This window comes from Pseudomonas tumuqii, from assembly GCF_013184545.1.
GTDB lineage: Bacteria > Pseudomonadota > Gammaproteobacteria > Pseudomonadales > Pseudomonadaceae > Aquipseudomonas > Aquipseudomonas tumuqii.
The window spans coordinates 1-19,503 of the sequence record NZ_JAAOJA010000023.1; the positions used below are offsets into that span (position 1 = coordinate 1).

Annotated in this window: 19 protein-coding genes and 1 pseudogene; 7 read left to right on the forward strand and 13 right to left on the reverse strand. The window is 63.7% G+C overall.

The features are described 5' to 3' along the window. On the forward strand, positions 1–396 hold a 396-nt coding region (locus G9C89_RS23440), incomplete at its 5' end, for an acetyl-CoA carboxylase biotin carboxyl carrier protein subunit (protein ID WP_172152844.1). 99 nt (positions 397–495) lie between these two features. Further along, a complete protein-coding gene (locus G9C89_RS23445) occupies positions 496–1,404 on the forward strand; it encodes a hydroxymethylglutaryl-CoA lyase (protein WP_172152845.1) in 909 nt (302 codons plus the stop codon). A 167-nt stretch (positions 1,405–1,571) separates the two neighbouring features. Here G9C89_RS23445 and G9C89_RS23450 read toward each other — a convergent pair whose 3' ends face one another. The 3 genes from G9C89_RS23450 to G9C89_RS23460 all read right to left on the reverse strand — a co-directional run bounded on the left by G9C89_RS23450 (position 1,572) and on the right by G9C89_RS23460 (position 4,293). Further along, complete coding sequence (locus G9C89_RS23450; RefSeq protein WP_172152846.1) at positions 1,572–2,756, reverse strand: acetyl-CoA C-acetyltransferase; 1,185 nt, start codon at positions 2,754–2,756, stop codon at positions 1,572–1,574. Positions 2,757–2,911: 155 nt separating this feature from the next. After that, positions 2,912–3,568, reverse strand: a complete 657-nt coding sequence (locus G9C89_RS23455; RefSeq protein ID WP_172152847.1) for a CoA transferase subunit B — start codon at positions 3,566–3,568, stop codon at positions 2,912–2,914. Between the two features lie 26 nt (positions 3,569–3,594). Next, on the reverse strand, positions 3,595–4,293 hold the full coding sequence (locus G9C89_RS23460; protein WP_172152848.1) for a CoA transferase subunit A: 699 nt from the start codon (positions 4,291–4,293) through the stop codon (positions 3,595–3,597). A 125-nt stretch (positions 4,294–4,418) separates the two neighbouring features. Here G9C89_RS23460 and G9C89_RS23465 point away from each other — a divergent pair, with 125 nt between their 5' ends. Further along, on the forward strand, positions 4,419–5,348 hold the full coding sequence (locus tag G9C89_RS23465) for a LysR family transcriptional regulator (RefSeq protein WP_172152850.1): 930 nt from the start codon (positions 4,419–4,421) through the stop codon (positions 5,346–5,348). Positions 5,349–5,619: 271 nt separating this feature from the next. On the opposite strand, the pseudogene G9C89_RS23470 reads toward G9C89_RS23465, so the two are convergent. The 7 genes and pseudogenes from G9C89_RS23470 to G9C89_RS23500 all read right to left on the reverse strand — a co-directional run. Next, positions 5,620–5,883: pseudogene (locus G9C89_RS23470) on the reverse strand (transposase); the annotation flags it as partial. Between the two features lie 69 nt (positions 5,884–5,952). Further along, complete coding sequence (locus tag G9C89_RS23475; RefSeq protein WP_172152852.1) at positions 5,953–6,705, reverse strand: hypothetical protein; 753 nt, start codon at positions 6,703–6,705, stop codon at positions 5,953–5,955. A gap of 148 nt (positions 6,706–6,853) precedes the next feature. Further along, the gene (locus G9C89_RS23480) at positions 6,854–7,411 is read right to left on the reverse strand and encodes an NADPH-dependent FMN reductase (protein ID WP_172152854.1); all 558 of its coding nucleotides are present in this window, start codon (positions 7,409–7,411) and stop codon (positions 6,854–6,856) included. 20 nt (positions 7,412–7,431) lie between these two features. Further along, the gene (locus tag G9C89_RS23485) at positions 7,432–8,613 is read right to left on the reverse strand and encodes an acetyl-CoA C-acetyltransferase (protein WP_172152856.1); all 1,182 of its coding nucleotides are present in this window, start codon (positions 8,611–8,613) and stop codon (positions 7,432–7,434) included. A gap of 89 nt (positions 8,614–8,702) precedes the next feature. After that, positions 8,703–9,128 (reverse strand): cupin domain-containing protein, encoded by a 426-nt coding sequence (locus G9C89_RS23490; protein ID WP_256674374.1) that lies wholly within the window; start codon positions 9,126–9,128, stop codon positions 8,703–8,705. A 202-nt stretch (positions 9,129–9,330) separates the two neighbouring features. Continuing rightward, a complete protein-coding gene (locus tag G9C89_RS23495; RefSeq protein WP_172152860.1) occupies positions 9,331–10,446 on the reverse strand; it encodes an alcohol dehydrogenase catalytic domain-containing protein in 1,116 nt (371 codons plus the stop codon). A gap of 91 nt (positions 10,447–10,537) precedes the next feature. After that, entirely contained in the window at positions 10,538–11,119 is a 582-nt protein-coding gene (locus G9C89_RS23500) for an amino acid synthesis family protein (protein WP_172152862.1), read from the reverse strand. Positions 11,120–11,240: 121 nt separating this feature from the next. On the opposite strand from G9C89_RS23500, the gene G9C89_RS23505 reads away from it, so the two are divergent. The 4 genes from G9C89_RS23505 (at position 11,241) to G9C89_RS23520 (ending at position 15,819) form a co-directional block, all read left to right on the forward strand. Further along, entirely contained in the window at positions 11,241–12,092 is an 852-nt protein-coding gene (locus G9C89_RS23505) for a fumarylacetoacetate hydrolase family protein (protein WP_172152864.1), read from the forward strand. Positions 12,093–12,133: 41 nt separating this feature from the next. After that, entirely contained in the window at positions 12,134–12,691 is a 558-nt protein-coding gene (locus G9C89_RS23510) for a VOC family protein (protein WP_172152866.1), read from the forward strand. 60 nt (positions 12,692–12,751) lie between these two features. Next, a complete protein-coding gene (locus G9C89_RS23515) occupies positions 12,752–14,182 on the forward strand; it encodes an aldehyde dehydrogenase family protein (protein WP_172152868.1) in 1,431 nt (476 codons plus the stop codon). A gap of 68 nt (positions 14,183–14,250) precedes the next feature. After that, entirely contained in the window at positions 14,251–15,819 is a 1,569-nt protein-coding gene (locus G9C89_RS23520) for a bifunctional 3-(3-hydroxy-phenyl)propionate/3-hydroxycinnamic acid hydroxylase (RefSeq protein WP_172152870.1), read from the forward strand. Between the two features lie 241 nt (positions 15,820–16,060). On the opposite strand, the gene G9C89_RS23525 is transcribed toward G9C89_RS23520, so the two are convergent. From G9C89_RS23525 to G9C89_RS23535, 3 genes are all read right to left on the reverse strand, one after another. Then, entirely contained in the window at positions 16,061–16,747 is a 687-nt protein-coding gene (locus tag G9C89_RS23525; RefSeq protein WP_172152872.1) for a GntR family transcriptional regulator, read from the reverse strand. Positions 16,748–16,838: 91 nt separating this feature from the next. Then, a complete protein-coding gene (locus G9C89_RS23530) occupies positions 16,839–18,764 on the reverse strand; it encodes a methyl-accepting chemotaxis protein (RefSeq protein WP_172152874.1) in 1,926 nt (641 codons plus the stop codon). A gap of 214 nt (positions 18,765–18,978) precedes the next feature. Continuing rightward, complete coding sequence (locus tag G9C89_RS23535) at positions 18,979–19,497, reverse strand: DUF1097 domain-containing protein (RefSeq protein WP_172152876.1); 519 nt, start codon at positions 19,495–19,497, stop codon at positions 18,979–18,981. Positions 19,498–19,503: the final 6 nt, after the last annotated feature.

Consider the following 19,503-nt stretch of genomic DNA (forward strand, 5'->3'; position numbering starts at 1 on the left):
CAGGGCGACACGCTGTTGTGCAGCAGCCCGCTAGACGCCGAGGTTCAGCCAGACGCACTACAACAGCGCCTGCACGCCATCCGCCAGGGCGATACCCTCTACCTGGAATGGCAGGGCGAACTGCACGCCGTCAGCCAACTCGACCCGATCGCCGCCGTCGAAGCCAGCCACAGCCATCACGGCGGCCTGACCGCGCCGATGAACGGCAGCATCGTCCGCGTACTGGTCGAAGCCGGCCAACAGGTCGAGGCCGGAACCGCCCTGGTGGTGCTGGAAGCGATGAAGATGGAGCACAGCATCCGCGCGCCGCATGCCGGCACGGTCAAGGCGCTGTATTGCAGTGAAGGCGAGATGGTCGGCGAAGGCGCCGTGCTGGTCGAGCTGGAAGAGGCCTGACCGCGATGTTCGGTGCGATCATGACATTCTGTGCACCGCACTAAATCGTAGGGTGCGCTGTGCGCACTATTGCTCCCCCAAATGCCGAGGAGACGCCAAATGAATTTGCCTCAACACGTGCGCCTGGTCGAAGTCGGGCCGCGCGACGGCCTGCAGAACGAGAAACAGCCGATCAGCGTGGCCGACAAGGTGCGCCTGGTCGACGACCTGTCCGCCGCCGGTTTGCGCTATATCGAAGTCGGCAGCTTCGTCTCGCCCAAGTGGGTGCCACAGATGGCCGGCAGTGCCGAGGTCTTCGCCCAGATCCAGCAGCTGCCCGGCGTCAGCTACGCCGCCCTGACCCCCAACCTCAAGGGCTTCGAAGCGGCACTGCAGGCCGGATTCAAGGAGGTGGCGGTATTCGCCGCCGCCTCCGAGTCCTTCTCGCAGAAGAACATCAACTGCTCGATTGCCGAAAGCCTCGAGCGCTTCCTGCCATTGATGGAAGCCGCCAAGCAGCAGGGCCTTCGCGTACGCGGCTACGTGTCCTGCGTACTCGGCTGTCCTTACGAGGGCACCATCGCCGCCGCCCAAGTGGCGGATGTGGCCCGCGAGCTTTACAACATGGGCTGCTACGAGATCTCCCTCGGCGACACCATCGGCGCCGGCACCGCCGGTGAAACCCGGCGCTTGATCGAAGTAGTCGGCAGCAAGGTACCGCGCGACAAGCTGGCCGGGCATTTCCACGACACCTACGGCCAGGCCTTGGCCAATATCTACGCCAGCCTGCTGGAAGGCATCGAGGTGTTCGACAGCTCGGTCGCCGGCCTCGGCGGCTGCCCCTATGCCAAGGGCGCCACCGGCAATGTAGCGACCGAAGATGTGCTGTATCTGCTCAACGGCCTGGGCATCAGCACCGGTATCGATATGGATCTGCTGATCCAGGCCGGTGCGCGCATCTGCGCGGTGCTAGACAAGCCCAACGGCTCGCGGGTGGCCCGCGCCCGCTTGACCCAGGCACTTGCCTAACCACAGCCAGCCCCAGGCCGCAGTGACCTAACACCGCGGCTTTTTTGTGTCCCGTAACCAATTGTTCTTGCTGATGAGCAGAAAAATGCCGGCGCTTTGGCCGGCATTTTTCCCAGAGTGCTGCACACACACCCTGGATTGGTGCGCCTGGCGCGCCCTACACAGCGTTAGCGTTCAATCGCCAGGGCCACGCCCTGACCACCGCCGATGCACAGAGTGGCCAGGCCCTTCTTGGCATCACGCTTGATCATCTCGTGCAGCAGGGTCACCAGAATCCGGCAGCCGGAGCCGCCAATAGGGTGGCCGATGGCGATTGCGCCACCGTTGACGTTGACCTTGCGGGCATCCCACTGCAGTTCCTTGCCGACGGCCAGGGCCAGGGCCTGGGCGGCGAAGGCTTCGTTGGCCTCGATCAGGTCCAGTTGCTCGATGCGCCAGCCGGCCTTGGCTAGGCAGCGCTGGGTGGCGGAGACCGGGCCGATGCCCATGATCGCCGGATCGACGCCGGCATTGGCGTAAGCGGCGATGCGCGCCAGCACCGGCAGGCCGAGGGCCTGGGCTTTCTCCGCGCTCATCAACAGCACCGCGGCGGCGCCGTCGTTGAGGCTGGAGGCGTTGCCGGCGGTGACGCTGCCGTCTTTCTTGAACACTGGCTTGAGCTTGCCCAGCGACTCGACGCTGGTGTCGGCGCGCGGTTGTTCGTCGGTGGCAAAGATCAGGGGTTCGCCCTTGCGCTGCGGGATCAGGATCGGAGTGATTTCGTCGGCGAAGCGCCCGGCTTCGATGGCGGCGCAGGCTTTCTGCTGCGAGGCGGCGGCGAAGGCATCCTGCTCTTTGCGGCTGATGGCGTACTTGTCCACCAGGTTCTCGGCGGTGATGCCCATGTGGTAGTCGTTGAAGGCGTCCCACAGGCCGTCGCTGATTATCGTGTCGACCAGCTTGGCGTGGCCCATGCGCAGGCCGGTACGTGCACCTGGCATCACGTAGGGGGCCAGACTCATGTTCTCCATACCGCCGGCGATGATCACCTCGGCATCGCCGCAGCGGATCGCCTGGGCGCCCAGGTGCAGGGCTTTCAACCCGGAGCCGCAGACTTTGTTGAGGGTCAGCGCCGGTACCGCATGGGGCAGGCCGGCGAGGATCGCCGCCTGGCGTGCCGGGTTCTGCCCGCTGCCGGCGGTGAGCACCTGGCCGAGGATCACTTCGTCGACCTCGGCGCCGTTCAGGCCGGTTTGTTCCAGCAGGCGGCGAATCACCGCGGCGCCCAGTTCGGGGGCCGGAATGTTCGCCAGCGAACCCTGGAAACTGCCGACAGCGGTGCGGGTGGCGGCGACTATGACGACTTCTTGCATGGTTTTACTCCTGCGAGTTGCGGCGATGCCGTTCGGGGCAGCGCCAAACGATGGGTATCGCTGCGCTCGCGGAGCGCCGCCCGCCCCATCTACAAATAAAAAAACCGCCCCGCAGGCCGCCATGCGTGGTGGCAACCTGCGGGGCGGGGAGGTACTCAGAAAGTCATTTCGGTGACATCGTCCGGCACGATCAACGGGCCTGCGGTCTTGGCGACGATCTCCTCGATGCTCACGCCCGGCGCGCGCTCACGCAGGATAAAGCTGCCATTGTCGATCTCCAGGTAAGCCAGGTCGGTCAGCACCTTGCGGATGCAGCCGCAGCCGGTGAGCGGCAGGCTGCAGTGTCTCAGCAGCTTGGACTCGCCATCCTTGGAGGCGTGGGTCATGGTCACGATGATGTTGTCGGCACCGGCGACCAGGTCCATGGCGCCGCCCATGCCCTTGATCAACTTACCGGGGATCATCCAGGAGGCGATGTTGCCGTTGGCGTCCACCTCGAAGGCACCGAGCACGGTGAGATCGACGTGGCCACCGCGGATCATGGCGAAGGATTCGGCCGAGGAGAAAATCGACGCACCTTTACGCGCGGTCACCGTCTGCTTGCCGGCGTTGATCATGTCGGCGTCCAGCTCATCCTCGGTAGGGAAAGCGCCCATGCCGAGCAGGCCGTTTTCCGATTGCAGCATCACGTCGATGCCGTCCGGCACGTAGTTGGCCACCAGGGTCGGGATGCCGATGCCCAGGTTGACGTAGTAACCATCTTTCAATTCACGCGCCACACGCTGAGCCATCTGTTCGCGGGTAAGTGCCATGGGGAAATCCTCTTGTTGTTGTCTGATCAGGCGCGCTGGGTGCGTTTCTCGATGCGCTTCTCGAAACTGCCCTGGATGATGCGATCGACGTAGATACCCGGGGTGTGGATGTGTGCCGGATCGAGTTCGCCGGGTTCGACGATTTCCTCCACCTCGACCACGGTGATGCGCCCTGCGGTGGCCACCATAGGGTTGAAGTTCTGCGCGGTGTGGCGATAGATCACGTTGCCGAAGTGGTCGGCCTTCCAGCCTTTGACGATGGCGAAGTCGCCGGTGATGGCCGGTTCCAGGATGTAATGGCGGCCATTGATTTCGCGCGCTTCCTTGCCTTCGGCGACCGGGGTGCCGTAGCCGGTTGCGGTGAAGAAGGCCGGGATACCGGCGCCACCGGCACGCAGCTTCTCCGCCAGGGTGCCTTGCGGAGTGAGTTCGACCTCCAGTTCGCCATTGAGCAATTGCCGCTCGAACAGGGCGTTCTCGCCTACATAGGAGGCGATCATCTTGCGGATCTGGCGATCCTCCAGCAGCACGCCGAGACCGAAACCATCGACCCCGCAGTTGTTCGAGACCACGGTCAGGCCGCACACGCCGAGGCGGCGGATTTCGGCAATCAAGTTCTCCGGAATGCCGCACAGGCCAAAGCCGCCGGCCAGCACGGTCATGTTGTCGGTCAGGCCGGCCAGGGCCTCTGCGTAACTGCCTACCCGCTTGTCGAGTCCACTCATATCGCTGCGCCTCTTGTAATTGTCGGTTCGGCAGCCGTGCCGCCAGAAAGCAAGTGAGAGCTTCACCGCCACGGACTGATTTGTTAAGTTTGTTTTTATAAGCCATTAATCAGAAAAACAAACCAATGACCATCAAGCAATTGCGGGCCTTCCTTGCCGTGGCGCAGAGCCTGAGCTTCGTCCAGGCGTGCGCGCGTCTGCATCTGTCCCAACCGGCGCTGAGCCTGGCGATCAAGAACCTGGAGGAATCCCTCGGCGGCCCGTTGCTGGTGCGTACCACCCGCAGTGTCAACCTGACTCCGGAAGGCGAACTCCTGCTGCCGATCGCCCGACGCCTGCTGGCCGACTGGGACAACACTGAGGAATTGCTGCGTCAGCATTTCACCCTGCAGCTGGGCAAGGTTGCCATCGCCGCCATGCCCTCCTTCGCCGGCAACCTGCTGCCAGTTGCTCTCAAGGCGTTTCGTACGCGGCACCCGAAGGTCAATGTGGCGGTGCATGACGTAATCAACGAGCAAGTGCTGGAGATGCTGCGCAACCGCCGAGTCGAGCTGGGCATTGCCTTCGAGCCGGAGTCCCTCGATGGCCTGGACTTTATTCCCTTCTATGCCGACCGTTTTGTCGCGGTGGTGCCCGCTGACTGTCCTCTGGCCGAGTCGCTCGAAGTGAGCTGGGCAGAGCTGCTGAAAGAGAGTTTCATCACCTTGCAGCGCCCGTCGGCGGTGCGCCTGCTGCTGGAGGAAAGCATCGCTGCCCAGCATGGCAAACTGCAGGTGGCATTTGAGAGCCACCAACTGGTGACCGTCGGCCGCATGGTCGCCCAGGGCCTCGGCGTGAGCGCAGTGCCGAGCCTGTGCATCCAGCAGATGCAAGAGCTCGGCGCTCGTTGCATCGCTCTATCCGAGCCGCGGGTGGAACGCCGCGTCGGCCTGCTACGCCTGGCCGGGCACGAGCTGTCGACTGCGGCCCAGGCCCTGAGCGACGTGCTGCTGCACGTCACGGACTGGAACAGCCTGAATCTTCCGCAAGTCGGGCCATCGCCGGAGAAGAGCTGACGTCAGCTGGCAGGGCAACGCCCGCAGCTGCGTGCCACTATGCAGTGGCACATCATGCAACCATCCGTAGCCTGCGGCTGTCGATTATCCAGCGGCGCTGGGAGGGCAGTTGAATCAACCATGTTGCAGCCGATGCACTTTTGACCCACGTACCGGAATTTCATTGACCCTGTTTCGAACGCCGAACTCGTTGTTGCATTTCGCTTTTCAGACTGCGGTGCTGGGTCAGCATAGCGTCGGCACCCGGGTCAATAATGCGTCGGCGGCAACACTCCAGGCACAGACCGGCAAAGTGGCGCAAAATCGTAGTCTCGTAGAGCGACTCTTCCATCTCCGGATCGCTATAGCCAAACCAGTTCTGCATCAGGTGCATACGCAAGATCGCCATCAACGGGTATGGCGGCCGTCCACCTTCACCCTTCGGGTAATGAGGTTCAATTAACGCAATCAAGCCTTTCCACGGCACGACCTGATCCATTTCGATCAGAAAGCGTTCACGGCGGGTTTGCGTATGCCGATCCGAGTTAAGCGTCATGGCAGGCGCTGCGTCTGCATTGCACCCGGGAGGCTTCGAGGTTACCGGCGAAAAGCCCTTACCGGGCGCTCAGCGGTCTGCCCGCATGGCCTGCTGGTCCAGCCAGGTGACGATGCCGGTGATGTAGCGGCTGGCGGCGGCGGTCTTTTGCAGCGCGCCGGGTTGCAGCAGCTTGGGGCGGACGAAGCGATAAGCCAGGCGCTGGTGCTGCAACTGCTCCGCCTCGCTGGTCGGCAAGAGTTCCTCGAGTTGCTCGAAACCCTGTTCGATCGCCTGGTCCTGGGGACTCAACCCGGTCTGCTGGTGGGCCATGGAGTGCTGATTCAGCACCACTGCATCGCGCGCCAGGGCAAGCAGGAGGATTTCGTTGATACGCCGGCTCTGGCGGTTCAGCGCCCGCGCCATTGGCGAGACTGGTTGCCCCATGGCGGCGCCATCGATCTGCCGGGTCAGCTGCGCACGCTGGTCCAGCAGGCTGATCAGCAGTGGGGCATAACGGCTGGCCTGGTCGCGGGACAGGCCCAGCAGTTCATCCAGGCTGGCATCCATGCCCACCAGTGGAGCGGCGAGGGTCGCCGGCAGGGTGGATTTCACCGCCGCGTCCCTGAGCTTGCGTTGGGTTTCGCCCATTGCCTCCAGCAGACTTGAGTCCGGCAGAGTCGCGGCGCGCGGGTCGGTATCGAAATAGCTCAGTGCCTCGATCGCCAGCAGGCTTGTCTGGCTGTGCAGGCGTTGCTGATCCTGCGCGGAGAAAGCGGCCGAGGAACCAGTTGCGTGGGCCAACAGGGCAAGCGCCAGGAAACACTTCAGCATTGTTTGCATGATTCAGTCCTCCTTGTCTGATGAGAAAGGTCCAGGCCGGCCTTGCGGCCGGACAGCGACTCAGTGGACGTGCCCAGGGATTCCGCTGCTGCCGAGGCGGTCGCAGGGCGAACCAGCCAACCTCGTCACCAGGATTGTGGCTGGCCTGTTACGCAGACCGGTTTTCGACCAGTTGCAGCAGCCGTCTGACCCCGCCCATGAGGAACGCGATGGCCGCTTCGTCGACCAGGCGACCGTCTTTTATTTTGCCGGCGACGCTGCCGATCACGATCTGCGGGTAAACGACCTGGATGGCCTGAATGGCATTCAGCGTTTCATTCAGTTGCTGGTGTGCCCGCACGCCGCCGGTGAAGGCCGGGGATGCGGTGAAGGTCAGCACCGGTTTGCCGGTCAGCGAAGACTTGCCGTGAGGTCGGGAAATCCAGTCCAAGGCGTTTTTCAGTACCCCCGACATGCCATGGTTGTACTCCGGCGAGCCGATCAGCACGGCGTCGGCGTGGCGCACCGCCTCGCGCAGCGCCAGCACAGCGGCGGGCGGCATGTCTCCGTCGAGGTCTTCGTTATAGGGCGGCACCTCATGCAACTCGTGCAGCGTCAATGCCACATTTACCGGAAGCTGTTCGGCCACCGTACGCAGCACCGCGCTATGGGCCGAGTCCCTGCGCAAGCTACCGGATAACCCCAGGATATTTACCGCTACGGCCATGCTTTGATTCCTCTGCTCGTTCAGTCGCGCTGCAGGGCCAGGGCCACGCCCTGACCGCCGCCGATGCATAGCGTCGCCAATGCCTTGCGGGCGTTACGTCGCTGCATTTCATAGAGCAGGCTGACCAGTATCCGGCAGCCCGACGCACCCAACGGGTGGCCGAGGGCGATGGCGCCACCGTTGACGTTGACCCGGTCGGTGTCCCAGCCCAACTCCCGGCCAACCACCAGTGCCTGCACGGCGAAGGCTTCATTGGCTTCGACCAGATCCAACTGATCCAGGGTCCAGCCAGCCTTGCGAAGGCACAGATCGGTGGCGAACACCGGACCGATCCCCATCACCGACGGGTCCACACCGGCGCTGGCATAGGCCTTGATCCGCGCCATGATCGGCAGGCCCAGGGCCTCGGCCTTGCCTTCGCTCATCAGCATCACGGCGGCCGCACCGTCGTTCAGCGCCGAGGCATTGCCCGCGGTGACGCTACCGTCCGTCTTGAACGCCGGTTTGAGCCGCGCCAGGGCCTGCGCGCTGGTGCCGGGCGCGGGTTGCTCGTCGCTATCGATCCGCAGTGTTTCACCGCCCCGCTGCGGCACGAGCAGCGGGGTGATCTCGGCGGCGAAGCGGCCGGCATCGCGCGCCGAGCTGGCGCGCTGCTGGGAGCGCAGGGCATAGGCATCCTGCTGCTCGCGGGTAACGCCATATTGCTCGGCCAGGTTCTCCGCGGTGATGCCCATGTGGTAATCGTTGAACGCATCCCAGAGGCCGTCATGCAGCATGCTGTCGAGCAGGTTGTTGTGGCCCATGCGCAAGCCCTGCCGGGCCTGCGCCAGCACATACGGGGCCTGGCTCATGGATTCCTGGCCGCCGGCGATCATCACCTCGGCATCGCCGCAGCGAATCGCCTGTGCCGCCAGATGGATCGCCTCCAACCCCGAACCGCAGACCTTGTTGATGGTGAGGGCCGGCACCGTGTAGGGCAGCCCGGCCTTGATCGCGGTTTGCCGCGCCGGGTTCTGTCCCGCGCCGGCTGTCAGTACCTGGCCCATGATCACTTCATTGACCTCATGCGGGGCCAGCCCTGTGCTGTCGAGCAAGCGGCGGATCACCGCGGCGCCCAGATCGACGGCGCAGACGCCGGCCAATGCACCCTGGAAGCGACCAATGGCGGTGCGCGAGGCGCAAACTATTACTACGTCGTTCATTGCATATCTCACTGGGCGCAGCTCAGGCACGCGGGTGGCGCGCAGACGCGGCGGCGCGGAGGTCGAAAAGGGAATTCCGGGAGCGTGTACTAGCTGTTGCTGGCCCCGAGCATGAAGAAGATTGCCTTGGCCGGCTGCTCGGATTTGTTGCGCCAGGCATGCCGGGTGCCGTTCTGGATCACCACATCGCCGGCACGGACCAGGCGCTGCTCGCCGTTGTCGAGTTCCAGCCACAGCTCGCCTTCGAGCAACACGCCGTAGTCGATGGTCGGCGTCTTGTGCATGCCGGGGTGATCGGCCTCGAAACACTCGAACAGCCCAGGTAGTGCGGCCGCCATCTGCTCGAAGGCGCGCTGCGGGTCCAGCGGCGCGGCCATCACGCTGTCGGGCGGAAAACTCACCGCCAGCAGCGAGGTGCCACCGACGCCGGGGATCAACGAGCCCTGCAACCGGGTCAGGTCTTCAGGTGCTTCGGACAACCGCGGTTGGTCGGGCGTGGTCCAGAGTTGGGCCATGCCATGCCCAGGGATATCGGCAAAATCAGTGGCGCGGGGAGCCGCGCCATCGGAAATAAATATGGCCTGTCCCTGGCTATCGTGTCCCGTGACTATCCTGCGTACTTGCATCGGGCAATCTCCGGATGCTGGAATCGTTCCGTCGCCTGCGACGGTATGGATTGCGTGAGCGGCGGCGGGTGCACGCCGCTCACGCCTGGTTTTACGGGCAGATGACGAAGTTACCGAAGCCGCCGTGACGGTTCTCAATGCCGCTGATGGCCTGGTTGACCTCCTCGAGGGGGAAGACGCTGTGCTCGAAGAACGACAGGTCGAGTACGCCCGACTCGACCATGTCGGCCATTTCCTGGCCTTGGCCGGCGGTGAACCATGCTGAACCACTGACTTGAATGTCGTTATCCATTATCCAGTGAAGATCCAACGGCACTTCACCAGCGACAGCACCAATGTTGACCAGGCACCCACCACGATGCAGGCCACGCAAAGCGTCTATCAGGCTGGAAGCTGGTGCACCCGGGCCCAGCGCGTCGATGATCACATCCAGGCCTTCGCCATTGGTGACGCGATCGACCCATTCGTGCGTAGAACCGTTGCCCAGGGTATGGATCTCTATGCGACCGGGCGCGGCCAAGTCTTTAACTCGCTGGAACAGCGCTTCGTTACGCGCCGTACCGAGAATCTTCCGCGCCCCCATCGCCAGCGCCAGGGCGACGGCACCAAGGCCGAGCGTGCCGCTGATGCCATTGATCAGGATGGTGCTGCCGGGGCCGACTTTTGCCTTGAGCAGAGCGCGGTAGGCAGTACCCAGGTAGCCCAAGCGTGCGGCAGTCTCGAAGCTCAGGCAATCGGGCAGCTTGACCAGGCTGTATTGCGGGGCGGGCATGTATTCGCACAAGCCACCGTACGGGTAGTCCTCGAACATGCGCGGACTACGCGGAGTGAAGCCGAAATAGCCGTTGAACGTGTAGGCCGAACAGCCCGTGGTGTTGCCCGACCGGCAGGCGCGGCAGGAGCCGCAGTAACGCGCCGGGTTGACGTAAACCCGATCGCCCGGCTTGAAGTCATAGACCTGCTCGCCGACTGCCTCGACCACACCCGCCGGATCCAGGCCGAAGATAGCCGGCAACTTCGGCAGGGGCAGATTGGGGAACCAACTGACCCAGTTGGTGAGGATATTGTGCAGATTGGGCACGATGCCGCAGGCCTTCACCTTGACCAGTACCTCGGTCGGACGGATCGCAGGAACCGCAACCTGTTCGATCACCATCGGCTTACCGCCTTCGTACATCCGCGCAGCACGCATCATTTTTGTAGTCATCGCTGTCTCCAACACTCTTGTTTTTGTCATCTAGCGGCTTGTGTCATGTCGATCGTGGTTGACCGAGCTTTTTCGGTATCCGCCACGCGGGTTAACGCAAGCCATCCTCGCCCTTGATCTGCTCGGCAGCCAAGCCGCCCAGCCGAGCATGGATGCGGCCGCCGGTGGCCATCGCCAGGCCGAAGGCGATTTCGTTGCGGCGCGGCCCATCCCATACGCTCATCTCGGCTACACCGAAGTGGCTGCGCACATAGGCGGCCTGGATATGGCCCAGGGGAATCATCACCCGGGAACCACAACCGGCGATGGTCTTGGCGGCAGGGACGATGGCCTTCGGATTACCCAGCGCTTCACGCATGGCCCAACCGCCGGCTTCGTGCCAGACCGCACCATGCTCCAGTTCACCATCCTCGCCAACAATCGCCCCTTTACCATACGCCTGCACCTTATCGGCACCGCCGAGCGCGACGATCAAGCGGCTGGACAGCTCGGCGCCCAAGGCGCGCAGCTCCTCCATGAAGGGCAGCAAATCTTCGACGTATTTGTCCGCATAGGGGTTTTCCACGATTGCCGTCGCCACCGCGATCCTCAACGGGGTCGCCGCAACCGGGCCGCCTTCGTGCAGCACCTGCTCCACGTCGAGTTTGAATTTGCGGATTTTCACCAGTGACATGCTTGCTCTCCTGCTAGGCCCGCTCGCTAAGAGATTTTTTTCTGCGGGCTTCCCTAGTATGCATTTTATGAGTTACTGTGCAAGAACTTAGTTTTTGTGCACAAAAAGAAGGAGAGCAACAATGAAGCTGATTTCGTACCGCAAAGACGGCAAGCCGAGCTTCGGCGCAGTAGTCGCAGACCAGGTCGTCGACCTGGGCAAGCCCTTCCCTGCCGCCAGCAACCTGGCCGCACTGCTGGCCGACCCAAGTCTGCTGGAGCAGGCCAAGGTCTATGCCGCCAGCGCGTCAGCCGACTATGCCTTCGGCGACGTGCAGCTGGAGCCGGTGATTCCCTCTCCCGGCAAGATCATCTGCGTGGGCATCAACTATGTCGCCCACGCCGCAGAAGCGGGCCGTAAGGTCGGCGAGCATCCGGTGATCTTCCAACGCTTCGCCGAAACCCTGCTGGCCCACAATGCCCCGTTGCTGCGGCCTGTCGTCTCCAAGGAGTTCGATTTCGAGGCCGAGCTGGCTGTGGTGATCGGCAAGGGCGGCGCCCATATCGCGCCGGAAGACGCCATGGCCCACGTCGCCGGCTATACCTGCTTCAACGATGCCAGCGTGCGCGACTGGCAGTTCCACACTCACCAATACGGCATGGGCAAGACCTTCCGCAGCACCGGTGCCCTCGGCCCCTGGCTGGTGACCGCCGACGAGATCGCCGACTACCGCGAGCTGCGCGTGACCGGCGTGCTCAATGGCGAACAGATGCAGGAAGGCACCCTGTCGGAACTGGCGTTCGACATTCCCACCCTGATTTCCTACGTCTCCAAGGCGCTGACCTGGCACCCGGGCGACATCCTGGCCACCGGCACCCCGAGCGGTATCGGCTTCAAGCGCAACCCGCCAATATTTCTCAAGCCGGGCGATACTTTCGAGGTGGTCATCTCGCAGATAGGCACCCTGTCCAACCCGGTCATCGACGAAGCCTGATTGCTTCCTCCCGAACAACCATAAAGCGAGGATTCACCCGCATGGCGACTCTGCCCAGAATCAACTTCACCCACACCGGCACCTTCTGCGAAGACCTCGACATGATGGTCGACTTCTACTGCCAGAAACTTGGCTTCATCGTCAGCGACAAAGGGGTCGCGTCGAGCGGCCACCGCCTGTTCTTCCTGACCCAGAACCCCGAGGTTCACCATCAGGTGGTGCTGTTCGACGGCAAACCGCACGACCTGCCGTTCAACCCGATCAACCAGCTGTCGTTCCTGCTCGATTCCATCGACGACCTGAAAAGCTACTACCGCTTCGCCAAGGAAAACGGCATCGAAGGCATCGAGCAGGTCGACCACGGCAATGCCTGGTCGATGTATTTCAAGGACCCGGAAGGCAACCCGATCGAGATGTACGTCGACTCGCCCTTCTATACCAACCAACCGTGCCGCGAACCCCTCGACCTGGAGATGAGCGCCGAAGCCATCCTGGCCACGACCGAAGCCATGTGCCACCGCCGTCCGGGCTTCCAGACCCGCGCCGAGTGGATGCAGTCGATAGCCGAGCGGATCGCCGAGCAACGCGTTCGTTGGTAGTCCACCTCAGCGCGGCCCGCGCTTTGCGGGCCGCGCGAACATGCGGGTACGTATGACGATATGCATAAGAATCTAATTGCGGGGCAATGGCTGGACGGCATCGGCGTTCGGGAAAATCTCAGCCCTTCGGACACAACCGATCTGGTCGGCCTGTATGCCCAGGCATCCACCGGAGATACCCAGACAGCCATCACCGCCGCCGAATCGGCGCAACCGCAGTGGGCGGCGAAAAGCCCGCAGCAACGGGCCGACGCACTCGACTTCATCGGCAGCGAAATCCTTCTGCGGCGCCAGGAGCTGGGCACCCTGCTGGCCCGCGAGGAAGGCAAGACCGTGGCGGAAGGGATCGGAGAAGTGGTTCGCGCCGGGCAGATATTCAAGTTCTTCGCCGGCGAGGCGCTGCGCATTCAGGGCGAGCACCTGGATTCCATCCGGCCGGGGATCGAAGTCGATGTGCTGCGCCAACCGGTGGGCGTCATCGGCATCATCGCGCCATGGAATTTTCCCATCGCGATTCCGGCCTGGAAGATCGCCCCGGCGCTGGCCTATGGCAACGCCGTGGTGTTCAAACCGGCCGACCTGGTGCCCGGCTCGGCCTGGGCGCTGAGCGAGATCATCCACCGCGCCGGGCTGCCCGATGGCACCTTCAACCTGGTCATGGGCCGCGGCAGCGTGGTCGGCCAGACCCTGGTCGAATCGCCGCGGGTCAAGGCGCTGAGCTTCACCGGCTCGTCGGATACCGGTCGGCAGATCCTGCACACCGCCGGCGCCCGCTTCGCCAAGCTGCAACTGGAGATGGGCGGCAAGAATCCGCTGGTGGTGCTGAACGACGCGGACCTGGCGCAGGCCATTGAATGCGCGGTGCAAGGCGCCTACTTCTCGACCGGGCAACGCTGCACCGCCTCGTCGCGTTTCATCGTCGAGAAAGGCATCTACTGGCGCTTTTGCGAAGGCGTGCAGGCGCGCTTGCAGACCTTGCAGGTCGGCCATGCGCTGCATGCCGACACGCAGATCGGCCCGGTCGCCGAGCAGGGCCAATACGAGCAGAACCTCGCCTACGTCGACATCGGCCTGAGCGAGGGCGCCGTGCTGGCCCATGGCGGTCGCCCGTTGCAGCGCGATACCCAGGGCTACTTCATGAGCCCGGCGCTGTTCGTCGACGCCGAGGTGCAGATGCGCATCGCCCAGGAAGAAATCTTCGGGCCGATCGCCTGCGCCATTCCCGCCGACGACTACGAGCACGCCCTGCAACTGGCCAATGCCAGCCCCTATGGCCTGTCCGCGGGGGTCTGCACCACCTCGCTGAAGTACGCGTCGCACTTCAAGCGGCACATGCACAGCGGCATGGTGATGATCAACACGCCAACCGCCGGTGTGGACTATCACGTGCCCTTCGGCGGAGCCAAGGAGTCGAGCTACGGCTCGCGGGAACAGGGACGCTACGCCGCCGAGTTCTTCACCACGGTCAAGACCGTGTATACCCAGGCGTGAAGCGTCAACCGAACATCTACGCCCCCGCACCTGCAGCGGGGCGCTACAACAACAAGACGGAGATGGCTATGGATTACGATCTGATCATAGTGGGCATGGGCCCCGTGGGCGCCATGGCGGCCAACCTTGCCGGCCTGTGGGGGCTGCAGACCCTGGCGCTGGACAAGGCCGAGAGTGTCTACGAAAACCCGCGCGCCATGGGCTTCGACCATGAGGTGATGCGCGCCTTCGCCAACATCGGCCTGGCCGAGGCGATCCTGCCCTATGTGATGCCCTACCGGGCCTCGCACTACCTCACCAGCCAGTCGCAGCTGATCAAACGCATCGACGCGGCCAAACCACCCCATGCGCTGGGCTGGGCGCCTAACTATGTATTCTCGCAGCCGCCGGTCGAACGCGAACTGCGTGCCAATATCGCCTCGTTTGACCAGGTAACGGTCGAACTCGGCAGCGAAGTGCTGGCCATCGAGACCCAGGGCGAGCTGGCCCAGGTGCAAGTTCGCGACCGCCACGGCGAGTTGCGCACCGTCAGCGCCGGCTATGTGCTGGCCTGCGACGGCGGCAGCAGCCCTATTCGCTCGAGTTTGAACCTGCGCATGGAAGACCTGGTGTTCGACGAACCCTGGCTGGTGGTCGACGTGCTGCTCAAGGAAGGGGCCGGCGAATCGCTGCCGAGCACCAACGTGCAGTACTGCGAAGTCGAGCGGCCCAGCACCTACGTGGTCGGGCCGGGCCGCCACCGGCGCTGGGAGTTCATGATCAACCCCAGCGAAACCCCGGCCGACATCGCTCGCCCGGAATCGATCAAGCAGCTGATCTCGCGCTGGCTGGACGCCGACGACTACGACATCTGGCGCGCCTCGACCTACCGCTTCCACGCGCTGATTCTTGAGCAGTGGCGCAGCGAACGAATCTTCTTTCTCGGCGATGCCGCGCATATGACCCCGCCGTTCCTGGCGCAAGGGATGTGCCAGGGTATCCGCGATGCGCTGGGCTTGATCTGGAAGCTGGCGCTGGTGCGCCGAGGCCTCGCCGGCCCCAGGCTGCTCGACACCTATCAACAGGAGCGTGCGCCGCACGTACGCCAGACCACCGAGGCGGCCAAGGAGTTTGGCTTGATCATCTGCGAACGCGATCCGCTCAAGGCCGCCGAGCGCGACGCGCACCTGCTGCGGAACATGAACGGCACGCCTGGGAGCACCATTCGCCAGTCGCTGATCCCCGGCCTGAAGAACGGTCTGATCGACGATCGGGCGCCAGCAGGCGAGCTGTTTCCGCAGCCGAAGGTCATCAATCGCGAGGGTGTGACCGGCTTGCTGGACAGTTTCACCGGGCAAAGCCTGCGTCTGGTGATCGCGGCGGATGTCGACGCAGGGCCGCTGCTGAAACAGGTTCGCCAGCGCCTGGAGGGCAGCCAACTGCCCTTCAAGGTGGTGCGCCTGAGCGCCGAGTGGCCGACGCCCAGCGACGATGCGGATCACTACCACGAGCTGGATGGGATTCTGGCGCAGTGGATGAACGAGCGGGACTGCAAGGTGGTTATCGTGCGCCCCGATCATTACGTGTTCGGTGGCGCCCGCACCTGCGAAGGCGCGCTGGCCCTTTTAGAGCGTTGCCTGGAAGCGCTGAACGGTTGAGCGTTTACGTAACCTGCAGCCTTCCGTCTTCGGCTGCAGGTTACGTTTTTTTTATCCCCCAAGCTGCAGGCTCAGGCCTGCGGCGGCCGCCCTCACTCACAAGGTGATGGCGGAATTCCCAAGGCTGCTGACGGCGACGTCATGCCCTTAACCTCGACATCACCCAGCCCCTGCTCGCCGCTACCCGCGGCGCGGCAGGCGACTGGTCCGCAAGCCGCTCCAGGAAAGCCTGGGGTTTGCCCTATTGCAGCGTCGAATGCTGCCTGGAAAGCACCTCGCCCGTGTGCATCAAGGTGCCATTGATATGGCGCTTGAGCAGATCGACTGCCTTCACCGTATCGCGGGCCAGGGCCGCCTCCATCAGCTGCTTATGCTCGTCGCCCTTACGCCGCTCGCCGGTACGATGCAACGCAGAGAAGCGCCGATAGCGCTCGGCGCGATCGAACAACGAATCGATCATGCGCAGCAACAGTGTGGACGGACAGGCGGAAAACAGCGCGAAGTGGTACGCCTTGTGCCGCTGCGCCCAATCGTCGTCCAGCACCACGGCCACCTTGCCGAGCTTCTTTTCGATCAAGCCCAGGCGATGGAAGGCGCCGAGTACGTTGGCCTCCCAGGCATCGTCGCCATGCGCGATGGCATCGGCCAGCGCCTCGCTTTCCAGCAGGCAGCGCAGACGGGTGATCTCGCGGAAGTCGTCCATCGACAATTCCGTAACCCGAAAGCCCTTGTTCTCGTTGGCCTCGACTATCCCTTCCTGGGCCAGGCGGTTGAGTGCTTCGCGAATCGGCGAGCTGCTCAGACCATAAGACTTGGACAGCTCGGCCACCTTGAGTTTTTCCCCAGGCGCCAAGTCACAGCAGATGATCGACTTCTTCATCTGCTGCAACGCTACATCGATCAGTGAACCGCCTTGTGAGTTGAGCATGGATTTTTTCCGCCCCAATATTGCATTAACTTGTATTTTATGCGCAAAACAAGCTTTGTGCAATTTAGCCTTGATCTGCTGGTCAAGCCTCTCAAGTCAAGCTGAAATAGTTGAGGATCAGTTGTAACTCCTGGCCCAACCGCACCAGATCGTCACTGGCGGCTATCAGCTGCTGATTGCAGGCATGGTTCTGCTCCGTGCTGTCACGCACATTGACCATGCTGCGGCTCACCGCCTCGGCCACCTGGCACTGTTGTTCGGTAGCGGCGGCGATATGCTGGTTCATCGCGTACATGGTCGCCACATCCTCGGCCACCTGGCTCAAGGCCGCCCAGGCCTGGCTGGACAGCGCCTGGGCGTGTAGCGACTGCTCACGCGCCCGGCCGATCTTGCCGAGCGCGTCCTTGCTCTCGTGCTGCAGCGCTTCGATCATGCCGCCGATCTCGCTGGCGGATGCCTGGGTGCGGTTGGCGAGCTGGCGCACCTCGTCCGCCACCACGGAAAAGCCCCGGCCCTGCTCGCCGGCCCTGGCCGCCTCGATCGCGGCATTCAGGGCCAACAGGTTGGTCTGCTCGGCCAGGCCGCGGATCACCTCCAGCACCCGGCTGATGCGCAGGCTCTGTTCATCCAGGCTGCGCATGCCCAGGCTCGCCTCTTCCATCTGCCCGGAAAGCTGCTGGATCTGCTGCACCACCGCCAGCACATCGCGGCTTCCCGCCGCCGAACCCTCCTTGGCGGAGCGCGCTGCCTGCAACGTCTGCTCGGTGCTGCGCGCCACGTCCCCCAGGGTGGCATTCATCTGCAGCATCGCCGTCGCGGTCCTGTCGGTCTCCAGCGATTGGGCCTGCGCCCGCTCGGCTGCTGCGTCGGTGATGCGGGTCAGGTTGCCGGTAGCCTGGTTGAGCTGGCGGGTGCCGCCCTCGATCTTGCCGACGATGCCATGCAGGTTCCCAGTCATCTGCTGCATAGCCTGCATGACCTGACCCAGCTCGTCCTTACGGACGTGTTGCACATCCAGGGTCAGTTGCCCGTGGGCGACCCGGCTCACCACGCTGACGGTGTAGCGCAGCGGCGCGACTATCTGCCGGCGGATGACCACGGCGGCACCCGCACTCAGCAGTACGGCGACCAGGGTCATGCCGAGCAAGGCGTAGTAGGCCCATTGATTCCGGCGCTGCTGAGCGGCGACTATGCCCTGCTGCAAGGCATCGGATTCGCTGAGCATCTGCTCGGCAATCGTATCCATCGCCGACTCGGATTGCAGGTTCAGCACACTGCTGGCGCGAAACTCGTCGAACGCCTGGCGGTACTGCGCGAGCGCCTGCATCGCCGACTCCAGGGCCGCGCGCTGCTGCTCGGCGGCACCGGCGGCCAGCGCCTGGGCCGAGGAGTTCAGGTCACCGGTAAGCAGCCGCCACTGCTCATAGTGGGCCTGGCTCGGCTGCAGGCCGAACGCCCGCTCGCTGGTGCGCACCGCCATCAACTTGCGCATCAGGGCGATCGCGCTGTCGGCCAGGGCAACCGCTCTGTCGTTGGCCGTGCCCTCGGCCAACGCCGCCGCCAGTGCTTCGATGAGGTCCTGTTCGACCACTTCGAATTCGCTCCGCACCACCTCGGCCTGGGCGTCCATGCTCACGCGCGTCGCGCCGGCTCGACTGTGGGTGGCCGCCAGCTTCTCAAACTGCGCCAAGTAATCCCGGCTGGCCTGGGCCAGACGCGGCGAGCCGTCCAGCGACGGGTCGAGGGATGCCTGGACCGCCTGCATGGTGGTCAGCACCCGATCCTGGTCTGCCGCCTGCCCGCCGACCTGATAGGCCTTTTCGGCAACCCGGGCCTTGAGGATGTCCGCATGGGTCGCGGTGATCGCTGCCAGCCTGGCTTCGCCGCTCAATACCGACTGCAGGCTGAAGACTGCCGTAGCGGCCAGCAACAGGGTCAAGCCGCAGAGCAGGCTGAAGCCCAGCGCCAACAGGGTGCCGATGGAAAGCTGCCTGGGTTGCAAGCGTGTCGTTTTCATTGTCGTTCTCCATGATGGCTACACGACCCCGCCCCCAGGACCGCTGCGCGAGCCAGGAGCCCTACCCCTGCAGGTCTTGGTGGCACAGATGCGCCGGCTTGCTGCAGGCGGCCATTGCAGGCTAGCCGTGCAGGACATAAAAAAGCCGCCAACAAAGTGGCGGCATAGGTCGCCGGCTTGTGGCCTTTGACTAAGGAGCACGGTGTCGAATAGCTCAAGGCTGGCTGATCGAGACCTCTGCGGTTGGCCGTTTTGGCCTACTCAAGCGTTTCTGCACCAGGCTGGCTATCAGCGCGCCCAGCACACCCAGCGCCCCTGCCGTGGCCAGCTCGATAAAGGTGCCTAGCGTCGGTGGCAGGTGCGAGGCGAAGTAACAGACCAGCCCCAGGAAAAAGCCCGTCAAGTTGTTGATTACCGGCAGCAGTCCCAGGGACAGCAGCATAAAGGTCGCGATCAGCACCACCGGGGCGATAGTCCAGGCGCCCAGATAGGGCGTCAGCGCCGCACTGGCATAGGCAGCCGCCATACCGATGAGCAGGCCGATGAGCACGCAGGTCAGGTTGATCGCCCCGTCGCGTGCAGTGATGCCGCGGCTGAAGAAGGCAATCCAGCCGATGAAGGTGGCCCAGACCGGCACGTCGATCAGCAGGGCACTGATGGTGCCGACGAGGCTGGCCACTACGGATAAACCGAGAATTGCCTTGAAAGTATCCAGAGTCACGGAATGGCGCATGGCAGC